The following is a 13822-nucleotide window of genomic DNA, read 5'->3' as shown; positions in this document are numbered from 1 at the left end:
TCCGAGTTGTACTACGCGACGGGAGTTGTTGCTCACTCGGCTCGTAGTAGCCGGGTGATGCTCGTACGCAGTACCGAACTGGCCTTTCTCGGCGTCATCCGCCCGGCAGCTACTGCCTCGCCTGCCGCATGCCCGAGCCCGACCAGCGACGTGACCAACCAGCCGGCCGGCAGCTCACTCGTGATCTCACCAGCGCGCTGACCGCGACGAATCACCTTCTCGAAACGATCGGTCACTGGGTCATGCCGCTCATCCGAGGTACCCGACGGTGGCAACTGCAGCAGTAGCGGATGCTCCTCGAACGCGCGCCAGCCCAGACCGACCAGCTTCTGAATGCACTCCAGCGCAGGCCCTTCGTCGAGATCGAGGGCGTCGATCGCCTGGACGGTTTCGCGGGTCAGCTCGTCCACCACGGCGTTGACGAGTGCATCGCGGGACGGGAAGTGCGCGTACACCGTCTGCCGCGTCACCCCCGCCACCTCGGCAACCCGCTCCAGCCCGGCATCAACCCGCTCGTCGAGCACCGTGACCGCCGCCGCCAGGATCGCCGCCCGGCTCCGATCCGCATCCGCCCGCCGCCTACGCCCATTCTCTGACACCTTGTAAACCTTAACCCACCTGCCTATCTTTGACGACATGTCAAAATTAACTCCTCCACGGACAGCACCCGCGGCGCCGCCGACGGTCGGTTCCGGCGCGGAAGTGGGCGCCTGGACGCCGACCAACCCCAACGCCGCCGCACCCGAGTTCATCGCGGACTTCTACGAATCCTTCACCCGCGAGGTGGTCGCGGGCGGCGACGCCGGCACGGTCGTCGACCGGTACTTCGCCCCCGGCATCACCCAGATCGCCGACGGCATCACCCTCGACCGCCAGCGCCTGATCGACCACCTACACCCGGTCCGAAAAAACCTCACCGGCTGCCGGTACGAGGTACACGAGGCCCTCCGCTCCGGCGATCAACTGGCCGCCCACTTCACCATCCACGCCGAACTACGGCACACCCGAACCATCTCCACCGAAGTCTTCCTCTTCGGCGAACTGACCCCCGACAACCGCTTCCGCCACACCACCCAGTCCACCCGCGAACTAAAACCCCAACCCACCGATCCGAGCACGGCATGACGACCGAGACGAAAACCTTCCACGTACTGGGCATGACCTGCGCCCACTGCGTCCGCTTCATCACCGAAGAGCTGCAAACCGTCCCCGGCATCACCACGATCGCCATCGACCTACCCACCGGCAAACTAACCATCACCACCGACCGCCCCATCACCCCCACCAAAATCCAAACCGCAGTAGAAGCCGCCGGCTACACCCTCAAAGCCCCCGGAAGCGCGCCTGCCCACGCCGTGTGAATGCGCCCTTCACGCGGTGCCATTTGAGAGGTGAACGTGCGCCGTTGTCCGTTCACTACCAGCATGCGGGTGGTGAACAGTCACCTTGAGAGGTTCACCTCTCAAATGGCACGGGAGCAGGCCTCAGGTACGCACCCGCGGCCGCCGAGCGGAAGCGCGCTTCGCGTACCAGCGGCCGCCGAGTGGGGCGCGCCTTGCCTGCAAGCGCATGCGTAGCGGAAGTACCCGCTGGTACCGGTGGGTGCTGAGCGGTGCGTGAATGGTTGGCGCCGGCTGCCGGTGTGGGGCACTGAGTTGACGCGTACGCGACGTCTCCGCGGATGCGCCGGAGCGGAGGCGGGCGTACGGCGCTGGTAGGCCTGGAGGTGAGGGGTGCCCGACGTCCCGGTGGTGGGTGGGACGTCGGGCTGGGTGTAGTTAGCGGACGGTGAAGCCTGCCTTGCGGAAGGCGTCGGCGAGGGAGGTTTCGTCCATGGGGGTGTCGGACTGGCCGCCGGAGCCGCGTCCGCCCGGACCGCCCGATCCACCACGGCCGCCTGAACCGCCGCGTCCGCCGCGGCCGCCGTCGGAGCTGCGTCCGCCCGTGCCGCGATTGCCGTCGGTACCGCCACCCGCGCCACGATTGCCGTCGGCACCGCGACCAGCCGCGCCGCGGTTGCCGTCAGACCCGCGGCCGCCGCGACCGTCGGCACCGCGTCCATCGCCGCGTCCGCCCGCGCCGCGTGCGTCGGTGCCGCGGTTGGGGCGGTTGGACTGGGAGCGGTTGCCCTGGTTGGGGCGGCCGGAGGTGGTGCTGGGCTCGTCTTCCATTCGGAGGGTCAGGGAGATGCGGTTCCGGGGGATGTCGACCTCGAGGACCTTCACGGTCACGATGTCGCCGGGCTTGACCACCTCGCGGGGGTCCTTCACGTAGTTCTTCGACAAGGCTGACACGTGCGCCAACCCGTCCTGGTGTACGCCGATGTCGATGAACGCCCCGAAAGCGGCAACGTTCGTGACCTGGCCTTCCAGGCGCATCCCAGGTTTCAGGTCGGCGATCTTGTCCACGCCTTCGGCGAAGACGGCGGTCTTGAAGGCCGGGCGGGGGTCGCGGCCCGGCTTCTCGAGCTCGGCCAGGATGTCGGTGACGGTCGGCAGGCCGAACATGTCGTCGACGAAGTCCGCCGCCTTCAGCCGCTTCAGCTCGGCCGAGCCGACCAGCGCCTTCACGTCCGACCCGGTCGCGTCCAGGATCCGGCGGACCACCGGGTACGACTCCGGGTGCACGCTCGACGCGTCCAGCGGGTCGTCACCGTCGGGAATCCGGAGGAACCCGGCCGCCTGCTCGAACGCCTTCGGGCCGAGCCGGGCGACATCCTTCAGCGCCGTACGGGACTTGAACGGACCGTTCTGGTCGCGGTGCAGGACGATGTTGTCGGCCAGGCCCGGCGTGATTCCGGAGACCCGGGTGAGGAGCGGCGCGGACGCGGTGTTCAGGTCGACGCCGACCGCGTTCACGCAGTCCTCGACGACCGCGTCGAGGGAGCGGGACAGCGAGTTCTCCGGGAGGTCGTGCTGGTACTGACCGACGCCGATCGACTTCGGGTCGATCTTCACCAGCTCGGCCAGCGGATCCTGCAGCCGGCGTGCGATCGAGACTGCGCCGCGCAGCGAAACATCCATCCCGGGCAGCTCCTGGGACGCGAAGGCGGACGCCGAGTACACGGACGCTCCGGCCTCCGACACGACCGCCTTGGTCAGCTTCAGCTCCGGGTGTTTGGCGATCAGCTCCGCGGCCAGCTTGTCGGTCTCGCGCGACGCCGTACCGTTGCCGATGGCAATCAGGTCGACGTGGTGCGCGGCCGCCAGCGCGGCCAGGGTGGCGATCGACTTGTCCCACTGGTTCTGCGGGACGTGCGGGTAGATGACGCCGGTGTTGACCACCTTGCCGGTCGCGTCCACGATGGCGACCTTCACGCCGGTCCGGAAGCCCGGGTCGAGGCCCATGGTGGCGCGGGTGCCGGCCGGCGCGGCCAGCAGCAGGTCGCGCAGGTTCGCCGCGAAGACCCGGATCGCCTCGTCCTCGGCGACCTGGCGCAGCCGCATCCGCAGGTCGATGCCGAGGTGCACCAGGATCTTCGTACGCCACGCCCAGCGCACCGTCTCGACCAGCCACTTGTCGGCGGCGCGGCCCTGGTTCTCGATGCCGACCTTGCGGGCGATGGTCGACTCGTACTCGGTCGGTCCGTCGGCTTCCACGCCCGCGGGCAGCGGCTCGACGGTGATCGTCAGCACGTCCTCCTTCTCGCCGCGGAACAGCGCGAGAATCCGGTGCGACGGCATCTTGGTGAACGGCTCGTCGAAGTCGAAGTAGTCCGAGAACTTCGCGCCGTCGGTCTCCTTGCCCTCGCGCACCGCGGACGCCAGCCGGCCCTGTGACCAGAGCCGCTCACGCAGCTCACCGATCAGGTCGGCGTCCTCGGCGAACCGCTCGACCAGGATCGCGCGGGCGCCGTCCAGCGCGGCCTGCGGGTCCGGCACCTCGGCGTTCACGAACACCGCCGCGGCCGCGAACGGCTCGACGTCCGGGTCCGCCATCAGGCCGTCGGCGAGCGGTTCCAGACCGTTCTCGCGGGCGATCATCGCCTTGGTCCGGCGCTTCGGTTTGTACGGCAGGTAGATGTCCTCCAGCCGGGACTTCGTGTCCGCGGCGAGGATCTGCGCCTTCAGCGCGTCATCCAGCTTGCCCTGGCTCTCGATCGAGTCCAGCACGGTCTGCCGGCGCTCCTCGAGCTCCCGCAGGTACCGCAGCCGTTCCTCGATGGTCCGGAGCTGGGCATCGTCCAGCATCCCGGTGACTTCCTTGCGGTACCGCGCGATGAACGGGACCGTCGACCCCTCGTCGAGCAACGCCACCGCCGCTCGTACCTGGTTGTCACCGACCTCCAGCTCGCCGGCGATCCGCTGCTCGATCGACTGCACCACCACTGTCCGTTCCCCTCTACCGACAACAACCACCGAGCATTCTGTCCCGGCCAGTCCCCATATCCTTCCCCATCCCACCCCCACCCCGGAAACCCGATCCCCTCCCCCTGTGGACAACCCCATGCGATCATCCCCCCCCGGGAGGGGAACATGAGCGCGTCCGAGGTGGACGGCGGCCCCTCGTCGTAGTGCGGGGTTAGGCGGCTTCGCAGATGAGGTCTTCGGTGGTGGTTGGCTCGGGTTGGGGCTTTGGGCGCATTACGGTGAGGGCGATGGCTACTGAGGCGGCGACGATGAGGGCTGCGATGGCGAAGGAGAAGTGGTAGCCGTCCGTTAGTGCCTGGAGGGGGGACTTGGGGCTGGCGGCGGTGTGGGTGGCTGAGAGGGTGGCCAGGATGGCGAGGCCGAGGGCGGCGCCTACCTCGCCCATGGTGCCGATCAGGCCGGATGCCAAACCGGCGTCCTCGGGCTTCACATCAGCCATCGACAGTCCCATCAGCGCGGGGAAGCAGATACCTCCACCAAGACCCAGCAGAGCCAGTACGGGCAACACGTGGATGAAGTAGTTGCCACCAACCGGTGCCTGCGTGAACAGTGCCAGTCCGACCACGATCAGCGACAGGCCGGCGATCAGCGGGCGCCGCGGGCCGAAGCGCATCACCAGCTTCTCGGAGTACCGAACCGAGAGCAGCCCCATCAGCAGTGTGGTCGGCAGGAACGCCAGTCCGATCTCCAGTGCGTCATAGCCGAGTACGCGCTGCAGGTACAGCGACCCGAGGAAGAAGATCCCGAACATCCCGGAGCTGGACAGTGCCTGGATCAGGTTGGCGCCGGTCAGGGTGCGGGAGCGGAAGATCCGCAGCGGCACCAGCGGTGTGGCCGCAGTGGCCTCTCGCACGATGAAGCCGGCCAGTAGCACCAGCGTCACAGCAGCCAGCAGCAACGTACGCGGCGCGGTCCAGCCCAGCTCGGCGGCTGGCTTGACGATGGTGAACACACCAACCATCAGCGCACCAGTGATCAGCACAGCACCCGGTACGTCGGTCCCGCGCGCCAGTCCGAGGCCCTTGTCCTTCTCGATCAACTTGACGGCCAGTACGGTCGTCAGTACGCCGAGCGGCAGGTTGACGAAGAAGATCCAGTGCCAGCTGATGGCCTGAGTAAGTACGCCACCGGCGAGCAGACCGATCGAGCCACCGGCCGATGCGACGAACGCGTACATGCCGATCGCCTTGGCCTGCTCGCGCGGTTCGGGGAACAGGGTCACGATCATGCCCAGGATGACCGCGGAGGTCAGTGCACCGCCGACGCCCTGGATGAACCGGGCGATCACCAGCAGCTCCTGGGTCCGCGCCAGCCCGCACAGCACGGAGGCGGCGGTGAAAACGATCAGTCCGGCGGTGAAGACGTTCCGTCGGCCGAGCAGGTCGCCCAGACGGCCGGCCAGCAGGAGCAGGCCGCCGAATGCGATCAGGTACGCGTTCACCACCCAGGCAAGGGAGGAGCTGGTGAAGTGGAGGTCGTCCTGAATGGCCGGTAGGGCCACGTTCACCACGGTCACGTCGAGCACGATCATCAACATGCCCGCGCACAGCGTGTAGAGAGCCAGCCAGCGCGAGCGGCCGCCCTGCGTGGCCGGCGTGGTCGCCAGGGTGTCGGTCGTCGCGTACATTCCGGTTCTCCTTGCAGTCCGTCGTAGTGGCCTTACACCTCTACGTCGAACTCGGAGAGCTCAGATTGACACGTCCGCCGAAGTTTTTTCGCGCCGCGTCCGTCCCAGCGCGTACGCCGTGAGTGCGGGCACCAGTCCGGAACCGGCAAACAGCAGTGTGGGCAGCTGCGACGCCAGGGCGAACCAGGTGAGCAGTACGACCACTCCACCAGCCACCGGAAGCGGTCTGCCCATCAGGAACGTAGTGGCTGACCGGAAGAGCGTTTTGAGCGTCGACTCCACCGGTGCGTCCGGCAGGATGGCCAGACCGCTCAAGTAGAGCCCCAGGACCATCCCGGCCAGCGGTATCAGTACAGCCAGCGCGACAACTCGCATCGGCCCGGAGGCGTACGCCCAGAACGAGATGCCGAACGCCAGCATCAGCCCGCCGGCGTACAGACCGAACCCGGACAGCCAGAACCGCTTCATCGCCCAGCGGAACTCCCGGAAGAACCGCCGCAACAGCTTCGGCCGCTCCTGGCTGATCGCATCCGGCAGCACCCGCTGGAGCGCGAACGCGGCCGGGAACATGGTCAGGATGCCGAAGCTGATCACCAGGAACACCAGTTGCAGCATCAGCAGGTCACCGGCAACCGACAGCTTCGCCAGCACCGTGTTCGTCCGGCTGGTGTTCGGCACGGGCACCTCCTCGTTCCGTACGGGCGTGCCTTGATCGTATGATCACGAACCAATCACACAACCGGATCAGTCGACACGGCAGGGGACCGCATGCTTGCACAGGAGCGCCATGAGCTGATCCTGCGCAGCCTACGGCGGCACGGGCGGCTTCGGGTGACCGATCTGGTCACCGAGCTCGGCGTCTCCGCGATCACCGTACGCCGCGACCTGGCCGAACTGGACTCGGCCGGCCTGCTCCGCCGGGTGCACGGCGGCGCGATCGGTACCGCCGGCGCCGAGCAGGGTACGCCGGGCAGCCGGCAGACGATCGGCATCGTCGTACCGAGCGCGGCCGCGTACTACTCCGACGTGATCCGCGGCGCCGAGGCGATGGCCGCCCGGTACGACACGCGCCTGGTGCTCGGCGTGTCCGGGTACGACGCGACCACCGAGCTCGAACGGATCGACAAGGTGCTCGGGATCGGCGTCGGCGGCCTGCTGATCAGCACCGCGCTCGGCGACGGCGCCGCGGACCGGATCGGTTCCCGGCTGGACGACGTCGACGTACCGGTGGTGCTGATGGAGCGCGCGTTCGGCTTCCCCCATGTCGCGCGCGAATACGACCACGTGCGTACGGACCACGCGTACGGCGCGATGCTCGCCCTCCGTCATTTCGCTGCCCTCGGTCATCGCCGGATCGCGATCAACCTGCAGGCCACGGTCACCGCGTACTGGCTGCGCCGCGGTATCGAGACCGCCGCGAAGGCACTTGGCGTCGAGATCTTCCTGTCGCCCGTCGACCTGCCGATGCGCGGCGACGACCCCGGCGCGGTCGCCCAGCTGGACGCGTTTCTGGCCGAGTGCGAGGCGTTCGGCAGCCGCGCGGTCCTGATCCACTCCGACGAGCATGGCGCCCGCCTGGTCGAACGCGCGATGGAGCTCGGTCTGCGCGTACCGGAGGACCTTGCCGTGATCGCGTACAACGACGTCACCGCCGCGCTCGCCGTCGTTCCGCTGACCGCGGTCTGCCCGCCGCGGTACGCCCTCGGTGAAACCGCGTGCGACCTGCTGATCCGCAAACTGCAGGGCGGTCCCGCGTCGATTCAGCACCTGAGCCTGCTGCCCACGCTGAACATCCGGACCTCCTGCGGCGCGGTCGAAGAGTCACCCGCTGAGATTTCCGTCGGATAGAACTCTGATCGATCTCGTTCCGTAAATGATCGATTGTGATCATTCGAGCGCCGAGGTATTGACGAGGAAAGCCCTTTCCCATACTTTCGCTGCACTTGGGTGGGTCTACCGGCCCGGCTGCGCACCAGTCAGCGAAGGAGTTGCCCTGTGAGACCGGTGAGACGCGGTGTGAGACATGGTGTGGGACTGACCGTGCTGGCGGCTGCGCTCAGCCTGCTGGTCGGCAGTTGCGGCAACGGGGTGATCGACAAGAACACCGACGGCGTACCGCCGGCCGAGGCGACCGGGACGCTGCGGGTCCTGATCCCGTCCTTCCCGCCCAGTACGAAGGGCCGGGACGCGTTCCAGAAGGTTGTGGACGACTTCCAGCAGACCTATCCGAAGATGAAGGTCGAGCCGGACTTCGCGACGTACAAGAACCTGAACGAGAAGCTGTCCACGTCGATCGCGGCCGGCATCCCGTACGACGTGGTGGTCACCGGGGTCGGCTGGATCCAGCCGTTCGCGTCGAAGCGGATCTTCGAGGACCTCGGCAAGTACGGCGTGACGCCGGACGTGATCAAGGAGAAGAGCACGGCCGCGCTGATCCCGGCCGCCACGTACGACGGCAAGCTGTACGCGTACCCGCTGATCGCCGACGCCCGCGCCGTCGCGCTCCGCAAGAGCGCGTTCATCGAGGCCGGCCTGGACCCGGACAAGCCGCCGGCGTCGCTGGCCGAGATCAAGGTCGCGGCGGAGAAACTGACCAAGCGGGACAAGAGCGGCAACATCACCCGCACCGGGTTCGACCTCAACTCGGCGACCGGATTCCGGCAGTCGTTCGTCACCTTCCTCGCCTCGACCGGCACGCCGCTGTACGTGAAGGGCGAACCGAACTTCGACAACAAGGCAGGCCTCGACACGCTGCTGTGGATCAAGTCGATGATCAACAACGTCCAGCCGTACGGGCAGACGAACGCGGCGCAGCAGCCGCTCGTACTGACCGGTGAGGCCGCGATGGGCATCGTCAACGGTGGTGTGGACTGCTCCGCCGACGGCATCGGGCAGAAGAACTGCGACGACCTGAAGTTCTTCCGCTTCAACAGCGGCAAGGAGATCGAGTACGTCGGTGGTGACCTGGCCTCGATCGGATCACGCAGCCGGCACAAGGAAGCCGCCTGGTCGTTCATCCAGACCCTGACCAAACCGGCCACGCTGGACGCGATCGCCAAGCTGAACAAGAAGGTCCCGGCCTACAAGGACGCCGGCAACTCACCGGCGGCGAAGTCGAATCCGCTCAGCCAGTTCGTCGCCGACGGCCTGGTGTACGCGGCCAACGAGAACGAAGTGCCGGCCAACTGGCTGGAGATGCGCGGCAACTTCGACATCCAGCTCACCCAGGCCGTCCTCGGACAGAAGGACCCGGCGAAAGTGCTGCACAACCTGGCAGGACAGTCCCGATGAGTACAACTCTTGAACGTCCGGCGGCGGCGTCCACCGGCAAAATCGCGCCGGCCAAGGGCGACCGTACGCTGATCCGCGGCCAGGTCCGGGCCGGCTGGACGCTGCTCACGCCCGCGCTGCTGCACTCCGGCATCTTCATCGTCGTCCCGGTGATCGCGGTGCTGGTGCTCAGCCTGACCGACTACAGCTTCGGCGACTCGTTCGAATGGGTCGGTTTCACCAACTACACCGACCTGTTCCGCGATCCGAACTTCCTCGCGTCGCTGTGGCACACCGTGCTGTACGCGATCGTGGTGATCCCGATCTCGATGGCGATCTCGCTCGCGGTCGCGATCGGCCTGAACCAGAAGATCCGCGGCCTGGGCTTCTTCCGGACCGCGTTCTACATCCCGACCGTGACCGCGACGGTCGCCGTCGCCACCATCTGGCTGTGGATCTACAACCCGGGTTCCGGCCTGGCGAACGGGTTCCTCAGCCTGTTCGGCTTCGCGCCGAACCGCTGGCTGGCCGACCCGGGGACCGCGTTGCCGTCGCTGATGGTGGTCGGCATCTGGCAGGGCCTGGGTACCAAGATCATCATCTACCTGGCCGCGTTGCAGGGCGTCTCGCGGGATCTGCTCGAATCGGCGCAGCTGGACGGCGCCGGCCGGTGGCAGAAGTTCGTCAACGTCACCTGGCCGGCGATCGGCCCGGTTCAGTTCTTCGTACTGATCACGTCGATCGTCGGTACGTTCCAGGTGTTCGATCTGGTCTACGTGATGACGCAGGGCGGTCCGGGTTCGTCCACCCGGGTGCTGGTGATGGACATCTACCAGAACGCTTTCCAGAACCTGAAACTCGGCTACGCGTCCGCGGAAACCGTGATCATGATGATCGTGATCGCGATCTTCATCGCGGCCGGGCGCCTGCTCCAGAAGGCGGACACCAATGACTAGCGTCTCGTTGCCGGCGGCCGGTGCCGCGAAACCGCCGATGCTCCGGGGCGGCCGGATTCTGCTGTACGTCGTACTCGCCGCCGGCGCGATCCTGATGATCACGCCCTTCGTCTGGATGCTGCTGACCGCGTTCAAGAGCAACGCGGAGATCGCGAAGTTCAGCTGGCTGCCGACCGAACTGCGCTGGCGGAACTTCGTCGAGGCGATGCAGACCGCGCCGTTCCTGCGCTACTTCCGGAACAGCCTGTTCATCGCGGTCGGCGAGACGCTGTTCACGCTGGCGGTGTGTACGACGGCCGGGTACGCGCTGGCGAAACTGCCCCTGCGCGGCGGGAAGGCACTGCTGAACTACTTCATCGTGCTGCTGACGGTGCCGTTCCAGATCATCCTGGTGCCGTTGTTCCTGATCGTGAAGTCGGTGCCACTGTTCGGCGGCAACAACATCGTCGGCCAGGGCGGCATCGGCTGGCTCAACTCGTGGTGGGGCCTGATCATCCCGCTCGGCGCGGCGCCGCTGTTCACCTTCCTGGCCCGGCAGTTCTACGTCTCACTGCCGGATCAGCTGGCGCAGGCGGCGCGGGTGGACGGGCTGGGGGAGTTCGGGATCTTCTGGCGGATCATGACGCCGCTGATCAAGCCGGCCCTGATCACCATCGCGGTCTTCCAGATCGAGGCCGCCTGGAACGGATTCCTCTGGCCGTTGATGATCACCACATCCGACGAAATGCGGCCGCTGCAACTCGGGCTGGCGATCTTCTCGCAGAACCCGGCCGAGATCCAGTGGCCGTACCTGATGGCCGGGACCGCGCTGGCGACACTGCCGATGATCGTACTGTTCGTGTTCGCGCAGAAACGGTTCGTGGAAGGAATGGCGAACGTGGGGATCAAGGGCTGAAAGCACCTGGTAGATCCTCTGTCAGGTGCTCACCCCGCCCCGGGTGAGCACCTGCGAGGCCCCCTCCATGCGGTGGTCCCGAAGAAACACCGGAGCTTCCCACTCGGTCCCCCCGGCTGGGTCACTCAACCGTTTATCGGGCCTGTGTGCCGGTCGTTACAGCGTTCGTGAGGTTTATTCGCCTTGAATGCAAACGATTACTCTCGGTAGTCAATGGAATCACCGCCTGGGTGCGGTTCTCGCTCCCGGCCGGTCGGCAGCGGTTGGGTTGGCCCGGTTCGTTGGGTACGATCTCCCGCGTGACTGCCGGGTCGGCCTTTGGCCATTCACGAGTGGGGCACCCGGCCGCGTTCTGAGCGCCGCGCGGGCCCCGCCCGCTTCTCTGTTTCGTCCCTTTCCACGACTCAGAGAGAAGCGAACCCTGAACGATTTCACCGCAGCACTCATCGCGGAGTACCGCGCGAACGGCGGCCGGCTCTCCGGCCAGTTCGAGAACTCCAGGTTGTTGCTTTTGACAACCACAGGCGCACGGTCCGGTCAGCAACGGACCGTGCTGCTCGCGTACTACCCCGACGGCGAGCGGGTACTGATCATCGGCTCGGCCGGCGGCAGCCCGAAGCACCCGGACTGGTACCACAACCTGCTCGCGCATCCCGAAGTCACCGTTGAGGACGGTGCCTTCACTTACACGGCCACGGCGGTCGTACTGCAAGGCGCCGAACGTGACGACGTCTTTGCCCGCCTCGTCGAGGCCGACTCCGGGTGGGGCGATTACCAGCAGCACACCACCCGTACGCTCCCGGTCGTCGCACTGACCCGGCAACCAGGCCCACCACCGGGCGGTTCGTTGGCCGAAATGCTCATTACCATCCACAACGCGTTCCGGCGCGAGCTTTCCCTCGTACGCAACGAGGTCGCGGCTTCGGGGACACTCGGCGCACAGCTCCGGATCAACTGCCTGACGATGTGCCAGGGCCTGCACTACCACCACACCGGTGAATCAACCGGACTGTTCCCGGCACTGGTTGCACAGCACCCGGAGCTGACCGAGGTGGTTGGCGTACTGCAGAAGGAGCACGACCAGATCGCAGTGGTACTGGCAGAGCTGGAGCGTTTGGTTGAGGTATCGGGTGCCGATGTGCTGCCACAGGTCGACGAGTTGATCGGACAGCTCACTGCGCACCTGGACCGCGAGGAGGCGGAGCTGCTGCCTTATCTATGACGCTCGGCCCTATGGATGACGTTCGGCCTTACTGCGACGGTTGACGGGCCAGTAGTGCGTAGGAGTTGGGCAGCCGGCCGGACCACGCTGCTGCGTTCGTACCGTTCTGCGGACGCCAGAACGGTTCGGCGTACTCCTCCAGTACCTGCAACTGCAGGCCGGCCGAGGTGATCGCAGTGACGATCTGCCCGAGCGTCCACTGCCACTCACGCGCACCGTTCGCCGGGTACGTGTCGTTGAGGTGCGACTCGGCGAAGTAGCTCCGGTCCGGGCGAACGCGTACGTCATCCTCGTCCCAACTCCACAACGGTACGGCCGGGTGCGCCTCGTACACGAACAAATGCCCACCCGGCCGTACGACCCGCGCCACGTCCCGCGCCCAGGCGTCGATGTCGCGCATCCAGATCAGCGCGCCCTTACCCGTGTACACAAGGTCCGCCGAGTCGTCCTTCAACGGCACACCAGGCACTTCGGCCACCACGTAGCGACAAGGAACGTGCAGCTCGTCGGCCCGTTGCCGTGCCGCTCCCACCGCAACCGAGCTGTAGTCCACCCCCACAACCACCCGAGCCCCCGCCCTCACGAGCCCCACATCATCCAGCCCATGCCCACTCTGCAAATGCACCACCAACGGCCCCTCAGCCAACAGAGGCGCGAGCAACTGCTGTTCCCGCTCCACCAACAACTCACCCGAACGAGCCGCCTCCAACAGCTCGCCATACTCCCTCACGTGCTTCACAGAAGCCTGCTCCCAAACCACCCGATTACCCGCGACCACGTCATCCATACACCCAGTCAGCCCCACCCACCCCTCACCAAGCAACCAAAAATCAGCCCAACTCAAACGCCCCGAGCACCCGCAATGCTCAAGCGCCGAGCAACCGCAATGCTCAAGCGCCGAGCAACCGCAATGCTCAAGCGTTGAGCAACCGCTGCTCAAGCGTCGAACGACCGCAACCAGCCTTGATCAAGCGCCGAGCAACTGCAATCAGTCCTGCTCAAGCGCATCAAGCAGCCGCAGATCGTGGTGATCCTGCGCCCGCAACACATACCCCTGACGAGCCCGCCGCTGCGCCTCAACCGGCATACACCGCACTTTCACCCCGCCAATCCACCCCTCAACCGCCGGCGGAATCACCCGAACATCCCCATCAAAGTCGACCTGCTCCGTACCCCCATCAACCGCCGTACTCGGATGCAAATCCACCCGATGCCCTTCGGCCACATGCGTCAACTGCAACGTCACATCCGGGTAGCGCGCGTCGGTCACCTCGTACCCCAGCCGGTTGAGCACCCCCACCACCCGCTCAAGCTCATCCCGCACCACCCCCAAGTCCAAATCCCCATGAACCCGAGTCTGCCGCCCCACCAACGCATCCACCCCCCACCCGCCATCCACCCAAACCCCCAGCCCCTCCAACGCCCCCACCAACCCCAAAACCCGCTCAGCAGTCATCACCCTGACTTCCTACCAGTCACCTA

Annotated in this window: 13 protein-coding genes; 7 read left to right on the top strand and 6 right to left on the bottom strand. The window is 66.5% G+C overall.

Features of this window, described 5'->3' with window-relative positions; translation table 11 throughout:
• Positions 1-32: 32 nt before the first annotated feature.
• Complete coding sequence (locus tag HDA44_RS24155) at positions 33-599, bottom strand: TetR family transcriptional regulator (RefSeq protein WP_202887532.1); 567 nt, start codon at positions 597-599, stop codon at positions 33-35.
• Between the two features lie 37 nt (positions 600-636).
• Here HDA44_RS24155 and HDA44_RS24150 point away from each other — a divergent pair, with 37 nt between their 5' ends.
• The gene (locus HDA44_RS24150; protein WP_202887530.1) at positions 637-1125 is read left to right on the top strand and encodes a nuclear transport factor 2 family protein; all 489 of its coding nucleotides are present in this window, start codon (positions 637-639) and stop codon (positions 1123-1125) included.
• Complete coding sequence (locus HDA44_RS24145) at positions 1122-1361, top strand: heavy-metal-associated domain-containing protein (protein ID WP_184838098.1); 240 nt, start codon at positions 1122-1124, stop codon at positions 1359-1361. Before HDA44_RS24150 ends, HDA44_RS24145 begins: the two co-directional genes overlap by 4 nt.
• Positions 1362-1778: 417 nt before the next feature.
• On the opposite strand, the gene HDA44_RS24140 is transcribed toward HDA44_RS24145, so the two are convergent.
• The 3 genes from HDA44_RS24140 to HDA44_RS24130 all read right to left on the bottom strand — a co-directional run bounded on the left by HDA44_RS24140 (position 1779) and on the right by HDA44_RS24130 (position 6675).
• Complete coding sequence (locus tag HDA44_RS24140) at positions 1779-4322, bottom strand: Tex family protein (RefSeq protein ID WP_337906350.1); 2544 nt, start codon at positions 4320-4322, stop codon at positions 1779-1781.
• Between the two features lie 199 nt (positions 4323-4521).
• Positions 4522-5997 (bottom strand): MFS transporter, encoded by a 1476-nt coding sequence (locus HDA44_RS24135; protein WP_184838094.1) that lies wholly within the window; start codon positions 5995-5997, stop codon positions 4522-4524.
• Between the two features lie 60 nt (positions 5998-6057).
• Positions 6058-6675: a DUF624 domain-containing protein gene (locus tag HDA44_RS24130; protein ID WP_184838092.1), complete on the bottom strand. Its 618-nt coding sequence runs from the start codon at positions 6673-6675 to the stop codon at positions 6058-6060.
• A gap of 90 nt (positions 6676-6765) precedes the next feature.
• On the opposite strand from HDA44_RS24130, the gene HDA44_RS24125 reads away from it, so the two are divergent.
• The 5 genes from HDA44_RS24125 (at position 6766) to HDA44_RS24105 (ending at position 12340) form a co-directional block, all read left to right on the top strand.
• Positions 6766-7845, top strand: a complete 1080-nt coding sequence (locus tag HDA44_RS24125) for a substrate-binding domain-containing protein (RefSeq protein ID WP_184838090.1) — start codon at positions 6766-6768, stop codon at positions 7843-7845.
• Between the two features lie 168 nt (positions 7846-8013).
• Positions 8014-9288: an extracellular solute-binding protein gene (locus HDA44_RS24120; RefSeq protein WP_184838088.1), complete on the top strand. Its 1275-nt coding sequence runs from the start codon at positions 8014-8016 to the stop codon at positions 9286-9288.
• Positions 9285-10223 (top strand): carbohydrate ABC transporter permease, encoded by a 939-nt coding sequence (locus HDA44_RS24115; RefSeq protein WP_184838085.1) that lies wholly within the window; start codon positions 9285-9287, stop codon positions 10221-10223. Before HDA44_RS24120 ends, HDA44_RS24115 begins: the two co-directional genes overlap by 4 nt.
• Positions 10216-11118 (top strand): carbohydrate ABC transporter permease, encoded by a 903-nt coding sequence (locus HDA44_RS24110; RefSeq protein ID WP_184838083.1) that lies wholly within the window; start codon positions 10216-10218, stop codon positions 11116-11118. Before HDA44_RS24115 ends, HDA44_RS24110 begins: the two co-directional genes overlap by 8 nt.
• A 382-nt stretch (positions 11119-11500) precedes the next feature.
• Entirely contained in the window at positions 11501-12340 is an 840-nt protein-coding gene (locus HDA44_RS24105) for a nitroreductase/quinone reductase family protein (protein WP_337906826.1), read from the top strand.
• A 28-nt stretch (positions 12341-12368) separates the two neighbouring features.
• Here HDA44_RS24105 and HDA44_RS24100 read toward each other — a convergent pair whose 3' ends face one another.
• Positions 12369-13127 (bottom strand): class I SAM-dependent methyltransferase, encoded by a 759-nt coding sequence (locus HDA44_RS24100; protein ID WP_184838073.1) that lies wholly within the window; start codon positions 13125-13127, stop codon positions 12369-12371.
• Positions 13128-13328: 201 nt separating this feature from the next.
• The gene (locus tag HDA44_RS24095; protein WP_184838071.1) at positions 13329-13796 is read right to left on the bottom strand and encodes a nucleotidyltransferase domain-containing protein; all 468 of its coding nucleotides are present in this window, start codon (positions 13794-13796) and stop codon (positions 13329-13331) included.
• Positions 13797-13822 lie beyond the last annotated feature (26 nt).

Source organism: Kribbella solani (assembly GCF_014205295.1).
GTDB lineage: Bacteria > Actinomycetota > Actinomycetes > Propionibacteriales > Kribbellaceae > Kribbella > Kribbella solani.
The sequence above is the reverse complement of the archived record's forward strand: the minus strand, read 5'-3'. Positions and strand labels throughout refer to the sequence as shown.

What these genes read in the sequence shown, in the direction of transcription:
- HDA44_RS24145 (WP_184838098.1), top strand. Translation starts at nt 1,122, where the DNA reads ATGACGACCGAGACGAAAACCTTCCACGTACTGGGCATGACCTGCGCC.
- HDA44_RS24110 (WP_184838083.1), top strand. Translation starts at nt 10,216, where the DNA reads ATGACTAGCGTCTCGTTGCCGGCGGCCGGTGCCGCGAAACCGCCGATG.
- HDA44_RS24100 (WP_184838073.1), bottom strand. Translation starts at nt 13,127, where the DNA reads ATGGATGACGTGGTCGCGGGTAATCGGGTGGTTTGGGAGCAGGCTTCT.
- HDA44_RS24135 (WP_184838094.1), bottom strand. Translation starts at nt 5,997, where the DNA reads ATGTACGCGACGACCGACACCCTGGCGACCACGCCGGCCACGCAGGGC.
- HDA44_RS24115 (WP_184838085.1), top strand. Translation starts at nt 9,285, where the DNA reads ATGAGTACAACTCTTGAACGTCCGGCGGCGGCGTCCACCGGCAAAATC.
- HDA44_RS24125 (WP_184838090.1), top strand. Translation starts at nt 6,766, where the DNA reads ATGCTTGCACAGGAGCGCCATGAGCTGATCCTGCGCAGCCTACGGCGG.
- HDA44_RS24095 (WP_184838071.1), bottom strand. Translation starts at nt 13,796, where the DNA reads ATGACTGCTGAGCGGGTTTTGGGGTTGGTGGGGGCGTTGGAGGGGCTG.
- HDA44_RS24150 (WP_202887530.1), top strand. Translation starts at nt 637, where the DNA reads ATGTCAAAATTAACTCCTCCACGGACAGCACCCGCGGCGCCGCCGACG.